We start from the raw sequence: 17,204 nt of genomic DNA on the forward strand, positions 1-17,204 counted from the left end.
TCGCTTCGGACCTTCTACATTTGTAGTACGACAACTGTAGAAGATGCCCATGGACGAAGACACCGGCAGCGGGGACGTGTCGCTGAGCGAGCTGCAGCTCAGCCTGATGCGCGTGCTGTGGGCGCGCGGCGAGGCGAGCACCGCCGACGTGGCCGAGGCGCTGCGCGGCGAGCGTGACCTCGCACACACGACGGTGGCGACGCTGCTGACGCGCCTGGAAAAGCGCGGCCTGCTCAGCAGCCGCCGCGAAGGCCGGGCGCTGCTCTACCAGCCCCTCGTCACCCAGGCCGACGTGCAGCGCTCCATGGTCGGCAGCCTCGTCGACAGCCTGTTCGCGGGCCGCGCCAGTGCCCTCGTCAGCCATCTGCTGGATGCGCGGGGTGTGGACGCCAAGGAGCTGGCCGAGCTGCAGGCGCTGCTCAAGCAACGCAAGGGAGATGCGCGATGACCGATTTGATATTGACCTGGCTGTGCAGCTATCTGCTGCATAGCAGCCTGTTGATCGGTGCGCTGTGGGCGGCCGAGCGTTTCGGCGGGCTGGCCCGCCTGGCCACATCGACTCAGGAAACGCTGTGGCGCCTGGCCCTGCTGGGTGGCCTCGTCAGCGCCAGCCTGCCGATGCTGGCCACGTTGCCTCAGACGGCGCCGGCCGGTGCCGCGCGGCCCGCTGTCGTCATGCAGGAGGCCGCGCCGGTGCCCGCCGATGTCGGGCCCATCCTCGTCGAGGCGCCCGCCGCCGTGCGGCCCAGCGCCCAGCTCGGCGCCTTGCCACTCACGACGCCCCTGGCGCCGCAGGCTCATGACGTCGCCATCGGCTTCATGGCGCTGTGGCTGGCAGGCGCCGTGTTGCTGCTGTTGGGCCTGGCCCTGCAGTGGGCCTGGCTGCGCCGCACCGTGCGCCGCCTGCCCGAGCTGGCCGACACGCGTTGGCGAACCCTGGCCGTGCGCCTCGCTGCCGACATGCACCTGCCCCTGCCCTCATTGCGCCATGCCCAGGCCAACTGGGCCAGCCCGCTGCTGGCGCCGGGCCGCGTACTCTGCCTGCCCGCCTGGTGCCTTGACCTGCCCGACGACGAGGCGCGTGCCGTGCTCGGCCATGAACTGGCTCATCTGCGCCGCCGCGACCCCGCCTGGCGCCTGCTCGCCGCCGTCATGAAAACCCTGCTGTGGCCGCAGCTGCTGAACCGCGTCGCACTGCGGCGCCTGGACCTGCTGGCCGAGCTGGCCTGCGATGCCGCGGCCGCCGCGCCGGCGGGCCAACGCCTGGCCCTGGCGCAAAGCCTGCTGCGGTGCGCCGAGGCGCTGAAGGCTCAGGGTCGCAATCATGGCCCGGCCCTGGCCTGTGGCGCCGCCAGCGCCGGCTCGCCGTTGTTCGCCCGGGTGCGTCGCCTGCTGAAAAGCGATGACGACGCGCCCCGCGAGCGCCGTGGCGTGCGCTGGGGCCTGGTGGCCGTGATCCTGGCCGCTCTGGTTGCGATGCCGGCCGTCGTCGTCAGCCACACCGATGGGCGCAATCTGCTGGATCGCTTCGACCTCGGTGGCCTGGGCGACAGCATGTCCTTCTCGGTGCGCGGCACGCGCATCTACAGCCGCTATCCGGGCGGCAGCTTCGCGGTGACGCTGGACGGCAAGGTGGCCTTCAACGACGCCGAGGACGAGGTGCAGACGCTGACGGGCACCCTGATCGTGAAGGAACGCGAGGGCGGGCTGACGCGCGAGATGGTGCTGAAGTCCATGGGCGAAGGACGCATCGAGCGTGAATACCGGGTCGGCAACGAGAGCCTGCCTTTTGACGAGGCCGGCCGCCAGTGGTGGGCCAAGGCCGTGCGGCGCATGGCTGAGGATCTGACCGACCCGCAGGTGCGGGCCCGCAAGCTGTTCGCCAATGGCGGCATCGATGCCGTGCTCGCCGATATCGCGCATGCCCGGGAGGACTTCCAGCGCCGCCGCCGCATCGAGGCCGCACTGCAACTCGACGCGCCGCTGCCCGCGACGGCGCTGGACCGCCTCATCGCCGCCTCGACGAGCCTGCAGGGCGCCTTCGAGCGTCGTGAGGCCTTGAGCGCCATCGCCCGGCAGCCGCTGGCCGAAACCCAGCAGCTGGCTTGGCTGGCCGCCGCGGCCGGCATCGATGGCGACTTCGACCGCCGCGAGGCGTTGGGCACGCTGGCTCCCAAGCTGCTCGACAGCCCCGCCGTGCTCGCGGCCTGGACCGATGCGCTGGGCCGTATCGGCAGCGACTTCGAACTGCGCACGGCCATCGACAACCAGGTGTCTGCCACGCCCCAACCCGCTGTGCTCGCGGCCGCTGTGCGGGCGGCGGCTCGCATCCAGAGTGATTTCGAGAAGCGCGAGGCCCTGGGCGCCGTCGCGCAACGCATGCAGGGCGACGAGGCCGAGCTGGTCGAGGCCTATGCCCGGGCTGCCGGCGGCATCTCGGGCGGCTTCGAGCGTCGCGAGGCCTTGAACCGCCTGCTGGACCGGCCCAAGCTGGCGGCCGCGGGCCTGGAGCGCGTGCTGGCCAGCGCCGAGAGCATGGACGGCGGCTTCGAGCGACTGCAGGTGCTGTTGCGCGTGGCCGAGAAGCTGGGCCAGGCCAAGCCGGTCGATGCGAGCTTGGTTGAGCGCGTGCGCCGTGCCGGCCGCGGCCTGGGAGACCACGAACGCGGCCAGATCGAGAACGCGTTGGATCGGCTGGGCTGACGCCGCAGCGCGCTAACTCGCTCGTTTCGCGAGCACGGCGCGCGCCACGCGCGACACCGGTGGGCGGCCGAGCAGGCCGGAGATGAAGGCGCCGGCGTCCACCAGCTTGTCGAGGTCGATGCCGGTCTCGATGCGCAGGCCATTCAGCATGAACACGACGTCCTCGGTCGCCACATTGCCCGTCGCGCCCTTGGCATAGGGGCATCCGCCCAGTCCCGCCACGCTGGCGTGAAAGCTGTGCAAGCCCAGCTCCATGCTGGCGTAGATGTTGGTCAGTGCCTGGCCATAGGTGTCGTGGAAGTGGCCCGACACCTCCGCGAGCGGAAAGTGCTTCAGCGCCCGTTCCATCGCAGACTGCACCTTGCGCGGTGTGCCCACGCCGATGGTGTCGGCGATGTCGATGGCGTCCACGCCGAGTTCACGCAGCGGCTTCACCACCGCTTCGACCTGGTCGGCGCTGATCTCGCCTTCGTACGGGCAGCCCAGCGAGCACGACAGCGCCGCGCGCACCTTCACGCCGGCAGCGTGTGCGCCCGCGATGACCGGCGCGAACCGCTCCAGGCTCTCGGCGATGGAGCAGTTGATGTTCTTCTGTGTGAAGGCCTCGCTCGCGGCCGTGAAAACGAGGATCTCGTCGGGCCTGGACGCGAGCGCCGGCTCCAGTCCCTTGAGGTTGGGCACCAGCACCGAATAGCGCACCCCGGCGCGGCGCTCGATGGCAGCCATGACGGCCGTGTTGTCGCCCATCTGCGGCACCCACTTCGGACTGACGAAGCTGGTGACTTCGATCTCCTTGAGGCCGGCGTCCTGCAGCATCGAGACCAGCTGGGCCTTGTGCTCGGTCGAGACGTTTTCCTTCTCGTTCTGCAGCCCGTCGCGCGGGCCGACGTCGAGGATCTTGACGTGGGTGGGCAGGGCCATGGTCAGGCCTCCAGCTTGAGCAGTTCGGCGCCGTCGCCCACCTGATCGCCCACCGCGAACAGCAGCTCGGCCACCTTGCCATCACGCGGCGACGAGATGGTGTGCTCCATCTTCATCGCCTCCATGACGGCTAGGGGCTGGCCCTTGGTGACGGTGTCGCCGGCCTGGGCGAGGAAGGCCACCAGCTTGCCGGGCATGGGTGCGGTCAGGCGGCCCCCTTCGCTGGGCGCGTCGCCGGCGTGGGCGATGAGGTCGATCTCGGTCAGCACGGCGGAGCCGTTCGCGCCAAAGACGGCGACGCGCTCGCCCTGCGCGTAGGTCTTCACACGGACACGCTCAGTGCCGAGGAAGAGCTCGTGCGTTTCCGCGTCGCCGGACTGCACGGCGAACTCGATCGCCTCGCCCTCCACGGTCAGCGTCATGCCACCGCGGTGGTGCCGGGACAGCAGCACCTCGTGGTGCGTGCCGCCGGCTTCCAGGTCGAAGCGGCGCGTGGCCGAGCCGAACATGCGCCAGCCGTCGCGGGCGCTCCATGGGTCGGTGCCTTGCGTTGCGCTTTCCATGGCCAGCGTGTGGGCGACGACCGCAGCTGCGCTCACCCGCAGAGGCAGGCCGGGCTGGTCGAACAACACGGCCTTCTCGCGCTCGATGAGGCCGGTGTCGAGGTCGGCGTTCGAGAACGAGTCCGTGGCTGCGCAGCGGCGCAGGAAGGCGACGTTGGTCTGCAGTCCGACGATGTGGGTGTCGCGCAGCGCCAGGTCCAGCCTCGCCAGCGCCTGAGCGCGGTCCTCGCCCCAGACGATGAGCTTGGCGATCATCGAGTCGTAATAGGGGCTGATGGCATCGCCCTCGCGCACGCCGGCGTCGATGCGCACGTTGCCGCGCTCGAAACTCACGTGGCCGGGCCAGCGCGCCACGTCTAGCGAGCCGGTCGCGGGCAGGAAGCCGGCGTCCGGGTTCTCGGCGCAGATGCGCGCTTCGATGGCATGGCCGTGCATGCGCAGTTCCGATTGCTTCAGCGGCAGCGGCTCGCCGGATGCGACGCGCAGTTGCCACTCCACCAGGTCCTGGCCGGTGATCGCTTCCGTCACCGGGTGCTCGACCTGCAGCCGCGTGTTCATCTCCATGAAATAGAAGCGGCCGTCCTGCTCGGCAATGAACTCGACCGTGCCGGCGCCCACGTAGCCCACAGCCTTTGCGGCGGCGACTGCCGCTTCGCCCATCTGGGCGCGTCGCTCCGGCGTCATGCCCGGCGCGGGCGCTTCCTCCAGCACCTTCTGGTGGCGGCGCTGCACCGAGCAGTCGCGCTCGAACAGGTAGACGCAGTCGCCGTGCGAATCGCCAAAGACCTGGATCTCGATGTGGCGGGGCTTCTGCACATAGCGCTCGATCAGCACCGCATCGTCGCCAAAGCTGTTGATGGCCTCGCGCTTGCACGACGCCAGCGCGGCGTCGAATTCATCCGCGCTGTAGACCGCACGCATGCCCTTGCCACCGCCACCGGCGCTGGCCTTGATCAGGACGGGGTAGCCGATGCGGTCGGCCTCGCGCTTGAGCAGGGCAGGGTCCTGGTCGGCCCCGTGATAGCCCGGCACCAACGGCACCTGGGCCGCTTCCATCAACCGCTTGGACTCGGCCTTCAGGCCCATCGCGAGGATGGCGCTGGGCGGCGGGCCGATGAAGACGAGGCCGGCGTCGGCGCAGGCCTGGGCGAAGGCTTCGTTCTCGGACAGGAATCCGTAGCCCGGATGCACGGCCTGCGCGCCGGTGGACTGGGCGGCTTCGAGGATGCGCTGCCACTGCAGGTAGGAGTCGCGCGGTGCGGGGCCGCCGATGTGGACGGCCTCGTCGCAAGCGCTGACGTGCTGGGCGTCGCGGTCGGCGTCGGAGTAGACGGCGACGGTCTGGATGCCGAGACGGCGCGCGGTCGCGGCCACTCGGCAGGCGATTTCACCCCGGTTGGCGATGAGGATCTTCTTAAACATGACGGGTCCCCGGGGTGAACTCGCCTGCATGCCCGGCTGCGCCGAGCATCACGCAATTTGTCGCTTGCGCGACCGCGCCTTCGGCGCGAGCCCCGCGATTCGCGATCAGGATCTTCTTGAACATTTCTTCTTGTCTCCGGTCTCGTGAACCTTCTACACGGTGTTCAGGCGGTGCCAGGGTCGCTGGCGGTGATGAGGGCGAGCAGGGCCTCAGCCGGGCTGGCCTTGCTGCATGCGCTTGCGCCGCGCCTCGTAGTCGTCATAGGCCGGCGCGTTGCGCTTCTCGCAGCTGCGGCGGTCCTGGGCATTGCTGTTGTTGCTGGCGCATTGGGTCTGGGCGACGTCCTGCACCTGGTCATAGACGAAGGCGCAGCCCGACAGGGCCAGCATGGCGGTGAGCAGCAGCGCGGTCTTCATGTCAGTGCGTGCAGACCTGCACCTTGGCCGCCGCGTCGGACGGCGTCAGCTCGGCCTCGGTCGAGCAGCGCATGCCCAGCCGCTCCAACAGCGCGCGGTCTTTCTCGGCCTGCGGGTTGCTGGTGGTCAGCAGCTTGTCGCCGTAGAACATCGAGTTGGCACCGGCCAGGAAGCACAGCGCCTGCATGGTCTCGGGCATGTCTTCGCGGCCAGCCGACAGGCGCACCATGGCACGCGGCATGGTGATGCGGGCGACGGCGATGGTGCGGATGAACTCCAGCGGGTCCAGCGGCGCGGTGCCGGCCAAGGGCGTGCCTTCGACCTGCACGAGGTTGTTGATGGGCACGCTCTCGGGGTAGGGGTCGAGGTTGGCGAGCTGGGCAATCAGGCCGGCGCGCTGGCGGCGCGTCTCGCCCATGCCGACGATGCCGCCGCTGCAGACCTTGAGCCCCTGCTGGCGCACGCGCTCGAGCGTGTCCAGGCGGTCCTGGTAGGTGCGGGTCGTGATGATCTGGCCGTAAAACTCAGGCGCGGTGTCGAGGTTGTGGTTGTAATAGTCCAGGCCGGCACTTTTCAGCTGCTCGGCCTGGCCGTCTTCCAGCATGCCGGCGGTCAGGCAGGTCTCCAGGCCCAGGGCCTTGACCTCGGCAATCATCTCGCCGATGGCGTCCAGGTGGCGTGGCTTGGGGCTGCGCCAGGCGGCGCCCATGCAGAAGCGCGTCGCGCCGTTCTGCTTGGCCGCGCGGGCGGCTTCCATGACCTCTTCCAGCGGGATCAGCTTCTCGGCCTTCAGGCCGGTGTCGAAGTGGGCCGACTGCGGGCAGTAGGCGCAGTCCTCCTCGCAGCCACCGGTCTTGATGGACAGCAGCGTGGACAGCTGCACCGCGTTGGCATCGAAGTGCTCGCGGTGGACTTGCTGGGCGCGGAACAGCAGGTCGTTGAAGGGCAGCTCGAACAGCGCCGCGATCTCGCTCACGGTCCAGGGCTTGGCCTGGCGGCGGTCGGCGTCGGAGGTGGGGGTGAGGGTCTGGATCTGGTTCATGCTGGGAGGTGTTCGAGCAGAGGTTCGAGCGACAGATGGCGTGCCATCGTGGCGTGGTCGGCGTGGGCCAGGCGCGGCACATGGCCGAGGCAGGGGGCGGCAAGGCCGCGCTGCAGAGCTTGCAGATTGTCGGTGACGTGGGGCTGACGCTCATCCACCGTGTTGGCCACCCAGGCGGCCAGCGTCAGGCCGCGTGCGCGCACCGCCTCGGCTGTCAGCAGCGCGTGGTTGATGCAGCCCAGGCGCAGGCCGACGACGAGGATGACCGGCAGGCCCAGGTCAGTGGCCAGGTCGGCCGTGTCCCACTCGTCGTTGAGCGGCACGCGAAAACCGCCCACGCCTTCGACGAGGGCGACGTCTGCGCGGAAGGCGACCGTGCGCAGCGCGTGCAGCACCGGTTCGCGGGCAATGGCCTCGTTCTCGATGCGGGCGGCGATATGGGGTGCGCAGGCGGTGCGCAACTGCAGCGCGCCGACTTCGGCCGACGTGAGGTCCAGGTTGCCGGCGGCGCGCAGGCGCTCGACGTCGTCGTTGAGCCAGTGGCCGCCGATGAAGTCCTGCCCGGCCGAGATGGGCTTGAGCGCGGCGACGCGCCGGCCGGTCTGCGCGAAGGCGTGGGCCAGGCCGGCCGTGACGGCGGTCTTGCCGATCTCGGTGTCGGTGCCGGTGATGAAGAAACCTCTTCTCAAGGCGGTCATGCGGCCTGCTCCTGAGCCGCCGCGGCGCGCTGCAGCGCAGTCAGCAGCGCGTCCACGTCGGCAGCGGTGTGCGTGCCGCACAGCGTGATACGCAGCCGCGCCGTGCCGGCCGCGACGGTCGGCGGGCGGATGCCGGGCACGCGCAGGCCGGCGCTCTCCAGCGCAGCGGCCAGGGCCATGACCTCGGCATTGCCGCCGACGATGAGCGGCTGGATGGGCGTGGCCGAATCGGTCAGCGACCAGCCCAGGCGCGGGTGCTGGTCGATCAGCGCCAGCAGGCCGTCGCGCAACTGGGCTTGCAGCGCGACGAGGTGGGCACGGCGGGCGGCACCGAGCGGCCCTTCAATCAACTCGAAGCTGGTCAGCAGCGCATGCTCGATGGCTGGCGGCGAGGCGGTCGAGAAGATGAAGTTGCGCGCGGCCTGCAGCAGGTAGTCGACGATGGTGGCGTGGGCCGCGACGAAGGCGCCGGCGAGGCCGGCGGCCTTGCCCAGTGTGCCGACGAGGATCAGGCGTTCGCTGTGCAACTCGAAGTGCTCCAGCGAGCCGCGGCCCTTGTGGCCGAGCACGCCAAAACCATGGGCGTCGTCGACGATGAGCCAGGCGTCGAACGCTTCGGCCAAGGCCAGCAACCCGGGCAGCGGCGCCAGGTCGCCGTCCATGCTGAAGACGGCGTCCGTGATGATGAGCTTGACCTTGGCGGTGCTGGCCCGCAGCAGTGCGTCCAGGCCGGCAACGTCGGCATGGCCATAGCGCGTCACCTTGGCCTTGGCCAGGCGTGCGGCGTCGATCAGCGAGGCGTGGTTGAGCTGCTCCGAGAAGATCTCCGTGTGCTCGTCGCCCAGCGCCGTGACGACGGCGAGATTGGCCATGTAGCCGGTGCAGAAGCTGATGGCCCGCGCCTGCGGGATGTGCGGCGTGTACCACCGGGCGAGCGAGTCGGTGACGGCTTCATGCGCGGCGCTGTGGCCGCTGACTAGCGGCGAAGCACCCGAGCCGCCGCCCCACAGCCGCGCGCCTTCGGCAATCGCCTCGGCGATGGCAGGTTCGGCCGCCAGGCCCAGGTAGTCGTTGGAGCAGAACATCAGCAGTGGACGGCCGTTGATGGTCTGGCGGGGCGCTGTGCCGTTGTCGGCGCGGCGCAGCGTACGGGTCAGGCTCTGCGCGGCAATCGCGTGGAGCTTGGCCTGGAGGTGATCAAGCAAGGACATCGTTCAACGTCGCCGTCACGGCCTGGGCCAGGAAGGCCGCGGTCGCGTCGTCGATCAGGTAAGGGGGCATCAGGTAGACGGTGGAGCCGATCGGTCGGATCAGCAGTTCGTGCTCGCGCGCCTTCAGTTGGAAGGCTTCTGCGAAGCGGGGTGGCGCTTGCGGCACATCGAAGGCCAGGATCATGCCCCGCTGGCGCAGATGGGCCACGCGTGGGGCCAAGGGAGCAAAGGCGCGGGTCAGGCGCTCGGCCTGGGCCTGGTTTGTTTCGAGCTGGCCCGCGTCAAAGCGGTCCAGCACCGCATTGGCCGCCGCGCAAGCGAGCGGGTTGCCGGTGTAGGAATGCGAATGCAGGAAGCCGCGCGTGACGTCCTCGCTCCAGAAGGCGCCGAACACATCGTCCGTCGTCAGCACCAGCGACAGCGGCAGCGTGCCGCCCGTGATGCCTTTGCTGAGCAGGATGAAATCCGGCCAATCCGCGCCCGTCTGCTCCCACGCGAAGAAGGTGCCGGTGCGGCCGCAGCCGACGGCGATCTCGTCGGCGATCAGGTGGACGCCGAACTCGTGCGTCAGCTCGCGCAGGCCCTTCAGATAGGCCGGCGCGTACATGACCATGCCCGCCGCCCCCTGGATCAGCGGCTCGACGATGACGGCAGCGATCTGGTCATGGCGCTCGGCCAGCAAAACGCGCATGGCTTCCAAAGCCTCGGCCTCGTTGCCCAGGCGCCCATCCGGCGACGCGATGATGTGGGCGCGCATCAGCAGCGGGTCATAGGCGTCGCGGAACACCTGCACGTCGGTCACGCTGAGCGCGCCCAGCGTCTCGCCGTGATAGCTGTTCTTCAGGCAGACAAACTCGCGCTTCTCGGGCCGACCGCGGTTCTTGAATGAGTGGAAGCTCTGCTTCAGCGCGATCTCGACGGCGCTTGCGCCATCGCTGCCGAAGAAAGCATGGCCCAGCGCGCCACCGGTGCGCGCCGACAGCCGCTCGGCCAGACGCACCGCGGGCTCGTGCGTGCAGCCAGCCAGCATCACATGGGGCAGCGTGTCGAGCTGATGCTTGATGGCGTCGTGCAGCGGCTTGTCGCTGTGGCCGAAGAGATTGACCCACCACGACGAGTTGGCGTCGAAGTAGCGCCGGCCGTCGGTGCCGAACAGCCAGGGGCCGTCACCGCGGGCGATGGGCAGCGGCGGCACGTCGGCCAGGCGCGCCATCTGCGTGCATGGGTGCCAGACGGCCGCGCGGCTGCGTGCGGCGAGATCGGAGGGAGAGGTCATGCGGGAGAGGGGCGGCGCACACGCTTGAGCAGCGCGCGCAGGAACTTGAAGCACAGCCAGATCAGCGCGCCCATCACGGCAAGGGCCAGGACGAGCAGCGGGAAGAAGATGAAAGGGTGCGCCCAGGCCAGCCACAGCATGGTCGGCACGGCCACATCGCCCATCAGCGACAAGCCGATGTTGGAGAACGGCTCGGGCGACGTGTTGGCCGCCGCGCGCGTGCTGGCTTTGGCCGTGTGCGCCACGGCCGCGAGGCCACCGCCGAACAGCGCTGCAACGACAGCCCAGGCCTGGCCATGGTCGCCAGCCCAGGCACTGACGAGCCCGGCCACGAGCGCCGCGCCGGCGGGAATGCGGATCAGCGTGTGCAACGCGTCCCAGGCGCTGTCCACCAGCGGGATCTTGTCGGCCAGGAACTCGACGAATGCCAGCGCCGCGGCGCAGCTCATCACCAGCGGCGACGCGAGCACTTGCAGGCCCGGCGGCAGCGCGATCCAGCCCCAGTGCCCGGCAATGCCGACGAGCAGCACCGTCAGGTAAAGGCGCAGGCCGCTGGCCCAGCCGAGGGCGGCGGCGAGGGCGAGCAACTGGATGGCGTCGAGCTGGGGCATCAGGGCAGGCGCGGCCGGAAGCCCGGCACCGTCGCGTTGAACAAGGCCACGGCCTCGTGTTTGCCGGGCTGGCAGACCATGGAGAAGTTCAGGATCTTGCGCGAGGTCACGTAGCCCAGGAAGAGGTGCACGTATTCGCCCTCGGCGTGTGCAGCAAAGGACATCTCCAGTCCGACGCCACCGGAGTGCGACTTGATGGACTGCTGCAACACCTGCACCGACCCTTGGCTGGCTATTTGCAGGGCTTCGATGCGGCTGCTGATGCACTTCTCGGCCAGGGCCTGGACCTTGTCGTCGGGGATGTCGAAGAAGTCCGCGGAAATGATGATCGCGGCGCCGTCGTCGTCCGAATGGAAGTTGAGCGTGTTGTCTTCCTTGGTCGGGATCTGGCGCCATTGAGCGGACAGGTCGAGCATGAATTCCGAGTAGGAATACTGGTGCTTGACTGGAGAGGTCGGCACCGGAGGCGGCGCCAACTTGAAGGTGTAGTTGAGGATGGTCACGGTCAGCTTGTCAGCCACGACGGCTTGCTCTTGGTCAGAAAGCTCTGCACGCCCTCGCGCCCCTCATCGCTGGCGCGGATGTCCGCGATGCGCCGCGCGGTGTTGTCGCGCAGTTCCGGCGTGATCTCCCGGCTGGCCACGTCCTTGACAAGCTGCTTGCAGGCGCGCGCGGCGGCGGGGCCGTTGGCGGTGACGGCGGCGACCAGTTCGTCCACTTTGGCGTCCAGCGCATCGGCTGCGACGACCTCGTGCACGAGGCCCAGCGCTTTTGCCCCGGCGGCGGTGAAGCGCTCCGCCGTCACGAAGTAGCGCCGCGAGGCCTGCTCACCGAGTGCCTTGACGACGTAGGGGCCGATGGTGGCCGGCAGCAGGCCCAGCTTGGCTTCCGACAAGCAGAAGCCAGCCGCGTCTACCGCGACGACGATGTCGGCACAGGCGACCAGGCCCACGCCGCCGGCGTAGACGTCGCCCTGCACGCGTGCGATGACTGGCACCGGGCACGAGTAGATCGCCCACAGCATGTCGGCCAGCTTGGTGGCATCGGCATGGTTCTCGTCCCAGGAGTAGCCAGCCATCGCCTTCATCCAGTTCAGGTCGGCGCCGGCGCAGAAGGCCTTGCCCTCGGCGGCCAGCACGATGGCTCGCAGGTCGGCGCGCTGGCCCAGCTCGGTGAACGCAGCGGTCAACTCGGCGATCAGGTCTTCGTTGAACGCATTGCGGACTTCGGGCCGGTTCAGCGTGACGCGGGCGACGTGGCCGTGGGTGGTGATGTGCAGGCTGGGCATGTGGCTCGCGTCAGTGGGTAGGGTGCAACAGGCGCAGGCCGAAGTGTTGTTCGAAGGGCAGGAAGTCTCGGTCGCGCTGCAGGAGCAGCAGGTCTTCGTCGATGCAGTGCGAGGCCAGCAGCACGTCGATCGGGCTGTGGACGGTGATGCCCATCTCGCGCAGGCGCCGGTAGCGGCTGGCGGCGCGTTCGGCGCCGGCGGCGTCGACGACGGAGGGCACGCGGATCTGCTCGAACAGCTTCATGGCCATCCGATGCTGGCGTTCGTGGCGAAAGCCGCGCAGCACCTCGAATACCACCAGGTCTGGCGCGACGACCGGCGTGCGGCCTTCCTCCAGCAAGGTCCTGAGTTGTGCGTTCGCCGGACTGGGATTGCCGTTGAACAGGTCGATCCAGACGCCGGTATCAACGACGACCATGGGCCGGCTCCAACGTATCGCTCGCAGCCGGCTCCGCGTCGGGCAGTTCACGGCCCTCGGCATCGACGCGGGACCAGTTCGGCCGGCCGCTCAAGCGCTCGTCGCCTGGCCAGCCCCACGGTAGCTTGCCCGCGTGCTTGAGGATCTCTTGGTACGCAGCCTGCCGCTTCACAAGAGCCAGCCCAGCTTCCACAGCCTCACGCTTGGTCTTGAAGCGCCCGGCCGCCATGGCGTCGGCCATCAACTCGTCATCGATTTCGATGTTGGTGCGCATGATGTGTATAAGGTTTGCGTGATGTGTGTATTTTAGGCAGCCAGGAGCGGCTTGCACATCAGCACGGATCCATACGTCTTGCCCTGCCACTGCACGCCGCCGACGGTGGCATAGCCGCGGCGCTCGTAGCGGCGGCGCAGTGCAACGGCGGGCTCGGCGGTGTCCAGCGCGAGCCGGGCGAAACCTTGTTCGCAGGCCCAGGCCTCGGCGGCATCCATCAATCGCTCGCCGATGCCCTGGCCGCGGCAGTCCGGGTGGACGGCCAGCTGGGACAGGATGGCCGTGCCAGCCGTCGTGTACAGCGGCGGCGGTGGGTCGGCGATGTAGGCCTCGCTGGCAGGCTTGGGGCCGCGCACGGCGACCGTGCCGACGAAGCGGCCGTCCCGTTCGGCGACGAAGCCCTGGGCGCCGGCCAGGCGTTCGCGCGTCATGTCGACGCTCTGGTCTACGGCGGTGAAGTTCCAGCCTTGGGCGGCGAGGCTGGCGTAGGACAGGTGCAGCAGCGTGGTGAGCGTTTGCATGCAGTCATTGCTGCTTAGCGGGCGGATGGTGACCATCTCGTCATCCCTTCAACATTCGGGCTGGGTTGGGCTTGCCGCAGGCGCGGCTGAGCAGGGCCGGATCGAGCTGACGTGCGGCTTCATCGCGCGACAGCTCGTAGCGGGGCAGCAGCCGTTCAGTGGCGGGCCAGGGCGGCTGCGATGCGGCGGCCGCCCGGCAGAAGCTGCGTGCCACCTGGGCCGCGTTGGCATGTCGGCGCGCGTTTTCGGGGTGGGTGGTCGCGCCATGCGACTTCATGCCGGGAATGCGTTGACTGGCCGTGCGCCAGAGTGCCGCGCCGCGATGCACGTCGTACCCCGCCAGGCCGGCAAAGACCAGGCCGAGCGTGTCGGCGTCCAGCTCCTGGGCGCGCAGGTCTTGAGGAGTGTCTGCGTGGGGCTCGATACCAAACTGTTCACTGAGCGACAGCATCATCGCGTGCCCCTCGTCTGGGGCTTTGGCGATCTGCCGGCGCATCCTGAAGATGCCGTGACCCAACACCACGTGCGCCAGCTCATGGCCCATCGCTGCGGCGAGTTCGTCCTCAGACAGCACGGCCAGCAACTCATCGGAGATGCGGGTCATGTCGAACACCGCGAACGCGTTGCCTGCGCCGATCGGCCCCACGCTCTCGAAGGACACGGTGCAGCGGCGCTGGCCCTGCGCGTCGATTTCCGCCAGACGGCCGCACCACGGCGACGCGGCATGGCGCAGCGCGGCGTCCACGCGCCGCAGGTCTTCCTGCGTGGCGGCGTTGGCAGCAACGGTAAGGCTGACCAGCAGCGAGGTCAGCGTGGAGCGCAGGCGTGGGGGCATCACATCCGAAACACGCCGAACTTCGTGTCCGGGATCGATGCGTTCAATGAGGCTGACAACCCCAGCGCCAGCACGCGGCGCGTGTCGGCGGGGTCGATGACGCCGTCGTCCCAGAGCCGGGCCGACGCGTAGTAAGGATGACCCTGGTCTTCGTACTGCTGGCGCAGCGGCGCCTTGAAGGCTTCCTCTTCGTCGGCGCTCCACGCGCCGCCTTTGGCCTCGATGGCGTCGCGGCGGATCGTCGACAGCACGCTGGCCGCCTGCTCGCCGCCCATCACCGAGATGCGCGCATTCGGCCACATCCACAGGAAGCGCGGGCTGTAGGCCCGGCCGCACATGCCGTAGTTGCCGGCGCCGAAGCTGCCGCCAATGATGACGGTGAACTTGGGCACCTGGGCGCAGGCCACGGCGGTCACCATCTTGGCGCCGGCGCGGGCGATGCCGTCGTTCTCGTACTTGCGGCCGACCATGAAGCCGGTGATGTTCTGCAGGAACACCAGCGGGATCTTGCGCTGGCAGCACAGCTCGATGAAGTGGGCGCCCTTGTTGGCGCTCTCGGCGAACAGGATGCCGTTGTTGGCGACGATGCCGACCGGCATGCCCTCGATGTGAGCGAAGCCGCAGACGAGCGTGGCGCCATAGCGGGCCTTGAACTCGTCGAACTCGGAGCCGTCGACGATGCGGGCAATGATCTCGCGGATGTCGAAGGGCTTGCGGGTGTCGGTCGGGATGACACCGTGCAGCTCGGCCGGATCGAAGGCGGGCGCCTTGGGTTCCTGCATCGCCAGCGGGTTGGCCTTGGTCCAGTTCAAGCGCGCGACCGACTGGCGGGCAATCGCCAGCGCATGCGTGTCGTTGTTGGCCAGGTGGTCGGCCACGCCGGACAGGCGGGTGTGCACGTCGCCGCCGCCCAGGTCCTCGGCCGTGACGACCTCGCCGGTCGCGGCCTTCACCAGCGGTGGGCCGCCCAGGAAGATGGTGCCCTGGTTCTTGACGATGATGGTCTCGTCGCTCATGGCCGGCACGTAGGCGCCGCCGGCCGTGCACGAGCCCATGACGACGGCGATCTGCGGGATGCCTTGCGCCGACAGGTTGGCCTGGTTGAAGAAGATGCGGCCGAAGTGGTCGCGGTCGGGAAAGACCTCATCCTGGTTGGGCAGGTTGGCGCCGCCGCTGTCGACGAGGTAGATGCAGGGCAGGCGGTTCTGCTGCGCAATCTCCTGGGCGCGCAGGTGCTTCTTGACGGTGATGGGGTAGTAGGTGCCGCCCTTGACGGTCGCGTCGTTGCAGACGATGACGCATTCCACGCCCGACACGCGGCCGATGCCGGCCACCACGCCGCCGCCGGGCGCCGCGTTGTCATACAGGTTCAGGCCCGCCAGCGGCGCCAGTTCGAGGAAGGGCGTGCCCGGGTCCAGCAGCATCTCGACGCGGTCACGCGGCAACAGCTTGCCGCGGGCCGTGTGCTTGGCACGCGCAGCGTCGCCGCCACCCTGGGCGATCTTCGCGAGCTGGGCGTTGAGGTCGTCGATCAGCCCGCGCATCGCGTCCGCATTGGCCTTGAAATCGGCCGAGCGGGGGTTGAGCTGGGTATTGAGGACCGGCATGGTGTCTCCGCGAAGCCCATGCTCGAGTCAACGACTAAGCAGGGCTCAACTTATTGATTGACGGCCTCGTGAGCCGCGTGAGGGGCGCCAGAATAATCCAGGGTGAACACGGATGCAATGCCGACTTGAGTGTTACTCAAGAATTGCGCAGAATGCGACCTCGATGACCACCGTCGCCGTCACGCCCCAGCGCAGATCCCCCGCAGGCCCCAAGGCCGAGCAGCGCGTGCGCGACATCCTGCGCGTGGGCCGTGAGGTGTTCGCCGAGCGCGGCTACGAGCGCGCGACGACGACCGAGATTGCCCAGCGCCTGGCCATCTCCGAGGCCACCGTCTTCACCTATTTCCGTGGCAAGCGCGAGCTGTGCATGCGCGTCATCCAGGACTGGTACGACGAGATCATCGACGCCATTCAAGCCGGTCTGCCGCGCCAGGCGTCGGTGCGCGAACAGCTGGAGTTCGTCGTGCTGACGCACCTGCGCCTTTTCCTGATCCAGGGCACGGGGCTGTGCGCGCTGGTGCTGTCGGAAGGGCGGACCAAGGGGCAGGACCTCGGTGAAGGTTTTGTCGAGCTGCAGCGCCGCTACACCGCGCCGCTGATGGATCTGCTCTCGCGCGGCCAGGAGGCCGGCGAGGTGCGGCGCGACATCCCGCTGCGGCTGCTGCGGTCGCTGGTCTTCGGGCCGATGGAGCACATGCTGTGGGAGGTGGTCATCACCGGCCGCCAGATCGACGTGGAAGCCAGTGCCCGCGACCTCGTTGCGCTGCTGTGGCCGGCCCTGCAGGCGCCCGACCAGGAGCTGCAGCGGCTGCGCCGGCTGCGGAGCCAGCTGGCAGATGCCCTGTCGCAAAGCTAGCGCGTCCAGGACTGCACGAGCACCGTCTCGCAGACCTTGAACAACAGCCAGGCCGCCATGGCCGCCAGCGTCGAGCCGATCAGCTCCACCAGTTGCCGCAGGCCGCCGTCCTGCAGGCCTTGCCAACCGTAGGACGACAGCAGGGCGGCATTCGCGCTCACCAGCCGCACCAGGTCCAGCGTCAGCAACCCGAAAGCGACGAAGCTCAGCACCATGACGCCGAAGCAGGCGATGCGATGGCGGCGCAGCCAGCCGATGAAGCCCGAAATGGTGAGCATGGCGCGCACTCCTACTGTGTTGGGCATTCTCAGTCATGGGCCTGTCAACGCTATGGCGGCGGGCCTTCCCGAAGGGTTGTGGCCAGAAAGACCGCATGCTGTGTTGCAAATCCTCGCTGGGCAGGAGCCCAGCTTGCGGTTTGCTGTCGTGCCTGCGGCCTTTCTGGCCACAACGCGGCCCGTTGCCATAGCGTTAACAGGCCCTAGGATCCAGGCTTCCTGCGAGGGAGGGAGGCGCCGATGAGTGCATCGAGAATCTGGCT

20 protein-coding genes are annotated in these 17,204 nt (G+C 68.8%); 3 read left to right on the forward strand and 17 right to left on the reverse strand.

Annotated elements, in window-relative coordinates:
• Positions 1-49 precede the first annotated feature (49 nt).
• Together ASC95_RS13400 and ASC95_RS13405 are read left to right on the forward strand one after the other, a co-directional pair.
• A complete protein-coding gene (locus ASC95_RS13400) occupies positions 50-448 on the forward strand; it encodes a BlaI/MecI/CopY family transcriptional regulator (RefSeq protein ID WP_057298169.1) in 399 nt (132 codons plus the stop codon).
• Entirely contained in the window at positions 445-2,703 is a 2,259-nt protein-coding gene (locus ASC95_RS13405; RefSeq protein ID WP_057298170.1) for a M56 family metallopeptidase, read from the forward strand. The genes ASC95_RS13400 and ASC95_RS13405 overlap by 4 nt, the downstream gene beginning before the upstream one ends.
• 12 nt (positions 2,704-2,715) lie before the next feature.
• On the opposite strand, the gene ASC95_RS13410 is transcribed toward ASC95_RS13405, so the two are convergent.
• The 16 genes from ASC95_RS13410 to ASC95_RS13480 all read right to left on the reverse strand — a co-directional run bounded on the left by ASC95_RS13410 (position 2,716) and on the right by ASC95_RS13480 (position 15,807).
• Positions 2,716-3,624, reverse strand: coding sequence for a hydroxymethylglutaryl-CoA lyase (locus tag ASC95_RS13410; protein ID WP_057298171.1), 909 nt, complete (start codon positions 3,622-3,624; stop codon positions 2,716-2,718).
• Between the two features lie 2 nt (positions 3,625-3,626).
• Positions 3,627-5,609 (reverse strand): acetyl/propionyl/methylcrotonyl-CoA carboxylase subunit alpha, encoded by a 1,983-nt coding sequence (locus ASC95_RS13415; protein ID WP_057298172.1) that lies wholly within the window; start codon positions 5,607-5,609, stop codon positions 3,627-3,629.
• Positions 5,602-5,733 (reverse strand): hypothetical protein, encoded by a 132-nt coding sequence (locus tag ASC95_RS32255; protein ID WP_255355262.1) that lies wholly within the window; start codon positions 5,731-5,733, stop codon positions 5,602-5,604. Before ASC95_RS32255 ends, ASC95_RS13415 begins: the two co-directional genes overlap by 8 nt.
• An 86-nt stretch (positions 5,734-5,819) precedes the next feature.
• Positions 5,820-6,026, reverse strand: a complete 207-nt coding sequence (locus ASC95_RS13420) for a hypothetical protein (protein WP_057298173.1) — start codon at positions 6,024-6,026, stop codon at positions 5,820-5,822.
• 1 nt (position 6,027) lies between these two features.
• Positions 6,028-7,068, reverse strand: a complete 1,041-nt coding sequence (bioB, locus tag ASC95_RS13425; protein ID WP_057298174.1) for a biotin synthase BioB — start codon at positions 7,066-7,068, stop codon at positions 6,028-6,030.
• Positions 7,065-7,766: a dethiobiotin synthase gene (bioD, locus tag ASC95_RS13430; RefSeq protein WP_056205112.1), complete on the reverse strand. Its 702-nt coding sequence runs from the start codon at positions 7,764-7,766 to the stop codon at positions 7,065-7,067. Before bioD ends, bioB begins: the two co-directional genes overlap by 4 nt.
• Positions 7,763-8,977 carry an 8-amino-7-oxononanoate synthase gene (locus ASC95_RS13435; RefSeq protein WP_057298175.1) on the reverse strand — a complete coding sequence of 405 codons (1,215 nt, stop codon included), beginning with the start codon at positions 8,975-8,977 and terminating at the stop codon, positions 7,763-7,765. The genes bioD and ASC95_RS13435 overlap by 4 nt, the downstream gene beginning before the upstream one ends.
• On the reverse strand, positions 8,964-10,253 hold the full coding sequence (gene bioA / locus ASC95_RS13440; RefSeq protein ID WP_057298176.1) for an adenosylmethionine--8-amino-7-oxononanoate transaminase: 1,290 nt from the start codon (positions 10,251-10,253) through the stop codon (positions 8,964-8,966). The genes ASC95_RS13435 and bioA overlap by 14 nt, the downstream gene beginning before the upstream one ends.
• The gene (locus ASC95_RS13445) at positions 10,250-10,864 is read right to left on the reverse strand and encodes a DUF4126 domain-containing protein (RefSeq protein ID WP_057298177.1); all 615 of its coding nucleotides are present in this window, start codon (positions 10,862-10,864) and stop codon (positions 10,250-10,252) included. The genes bioA and ASC95_RS13445 overlap by 4 nt, the downstream gene beginning before the upstream one ends.
• The gene (locus ASC95_RS13450) at positions 10,864-11,385 is read right to left on the reverse strand and encodes a hypothetical protein (RefSeq protein ID WP_057298178.1); all 522 of its coding nucleotides are present in this window, start codon (positions 11,383-11,385) and stop codon (positions 10,864-10,866) included. The genes ASC95_RS13445 and ASC95_RS13450 overlap by 1 nt, the downstream gene beginning before the upstream one ends.
• On the reverse strand, positions 11,370-12,152 hold the full coding sequence (locus ASC95_RS13455) for an enoyl-CoA hydratase/isomerase family protein (protein ID WP_057298179.1): 783 nt from the start codon (positions 12,150-12,152) through the stop codon (positions 11,370-11,372). Before ASC95_RS13455 ends, ASC95_RS13450 begins: the two co-directional genes overlap by 16 nt.
• A gap of 10 nt (positions 12,153-12,162) precedes the next feature.
• Complete coding sequence (locus tag ASC95_RS13460; RefSeq protein WP_057298180.1) at positions 12,163-12,570, reverse strand: PIN domain-containing protein; 408 nt, start codon at positions 12,568-12,570, stop codon at positions 12,163-12,165.
• The gene (locus ASC95_RS13465) at positions 12,557-12,844 is read right to left on the reverse strand and encodes a type II toxin-antitoxin system VapB family antitoxin (RefSeq protein ID WP_057298181.1); all 288 of its coding nucleotides are present in this window, start codon (positions 12,842-12,844) and stop codon (positions 12,557-12,559) included. Before ASC95_RS13465 ends, ASC95_RS13460 begins: the two co-directional genes overlap by 14 nt.
• Before the next feature lie 32 nt (positions 12,845-12,876).
• Positions 12,877-13,365, reverse strand: a complete 489-nt coding sequence (locus ASC95_RS13470; RefSeq protein WP_057298182.1) for a GNAT family N-acetyltransferase — start codon at positions 13,363-13,365, stop codon at positions 12,877-12,879.
• Between the two features lie 40 nt (positions 13,366-13,405).
• Positions 13,406-14,200, reverse strand: coding sequence for a M48 family metalloprotease (locus ASC95_RS13475; RefSeq protein ID WP_057298183.1), 795 nt, complete (start codon positions 14,198-14,200; stop codon positions 13,406-13,408).
• Positions 14,200-15,807 (reverse strand): carboxyl transferase domain-containing protein, encoded by a 1,608-nt coding sequence (locus ASC95_RS13480; protein ID WP_057298184.1) that lies wholly within the window; start codon positions 15,805-15,807, stop codon positions 14,200-14,202. Before ASC95_RS13480 ends, ASC95_RS13475 begins: the two co-directional genes overlap by 1 nt.
• A gap of 163 nt (positions 15,808-15,970) precedes the next feature.
• Between ASC95_RS13480 and ASC95_RS13485 the strand changes: the two genes are divergently transcribed.
• A complete protein-coding gene (locus ASC95_RS13485; RefSeq protein WP_057298185.1) occupies positions 15,971-16,663 on the forward strand; it encodes a TetR/AcrR family transcriptional regulator in 693 nt (230 codons plus the stop codon).
• Here ASC95_RS13485 and ASC95_RS13490 read toward each other — a convergent pair.
• A complete protein-coding gene (locus ASC95_RS13490; RefSeq protein ID WP_057298186.1) occupies positions 16,660-16,941 on the reverse strand; it encodes a hypothetical protein in 282 nt (93 codons plus the stop codon). The two genes, ASC95_RS13485 and ASC95_RS13490, sit on opposite strands and share 4 nt — an antisense overlap.
• Between the last annotated feature and the right edge of the window lie 263 nt (positions 16,942-17,204).

The organism is Pelomonas sp. Root1217 (genome assembly GCF_001425705.1).
Lineage (GTDB): Bacteria > Pseudomonadota > Gammaproteobacteria > Burkholderiales > Burkholderiaceae_C > Pelomonas.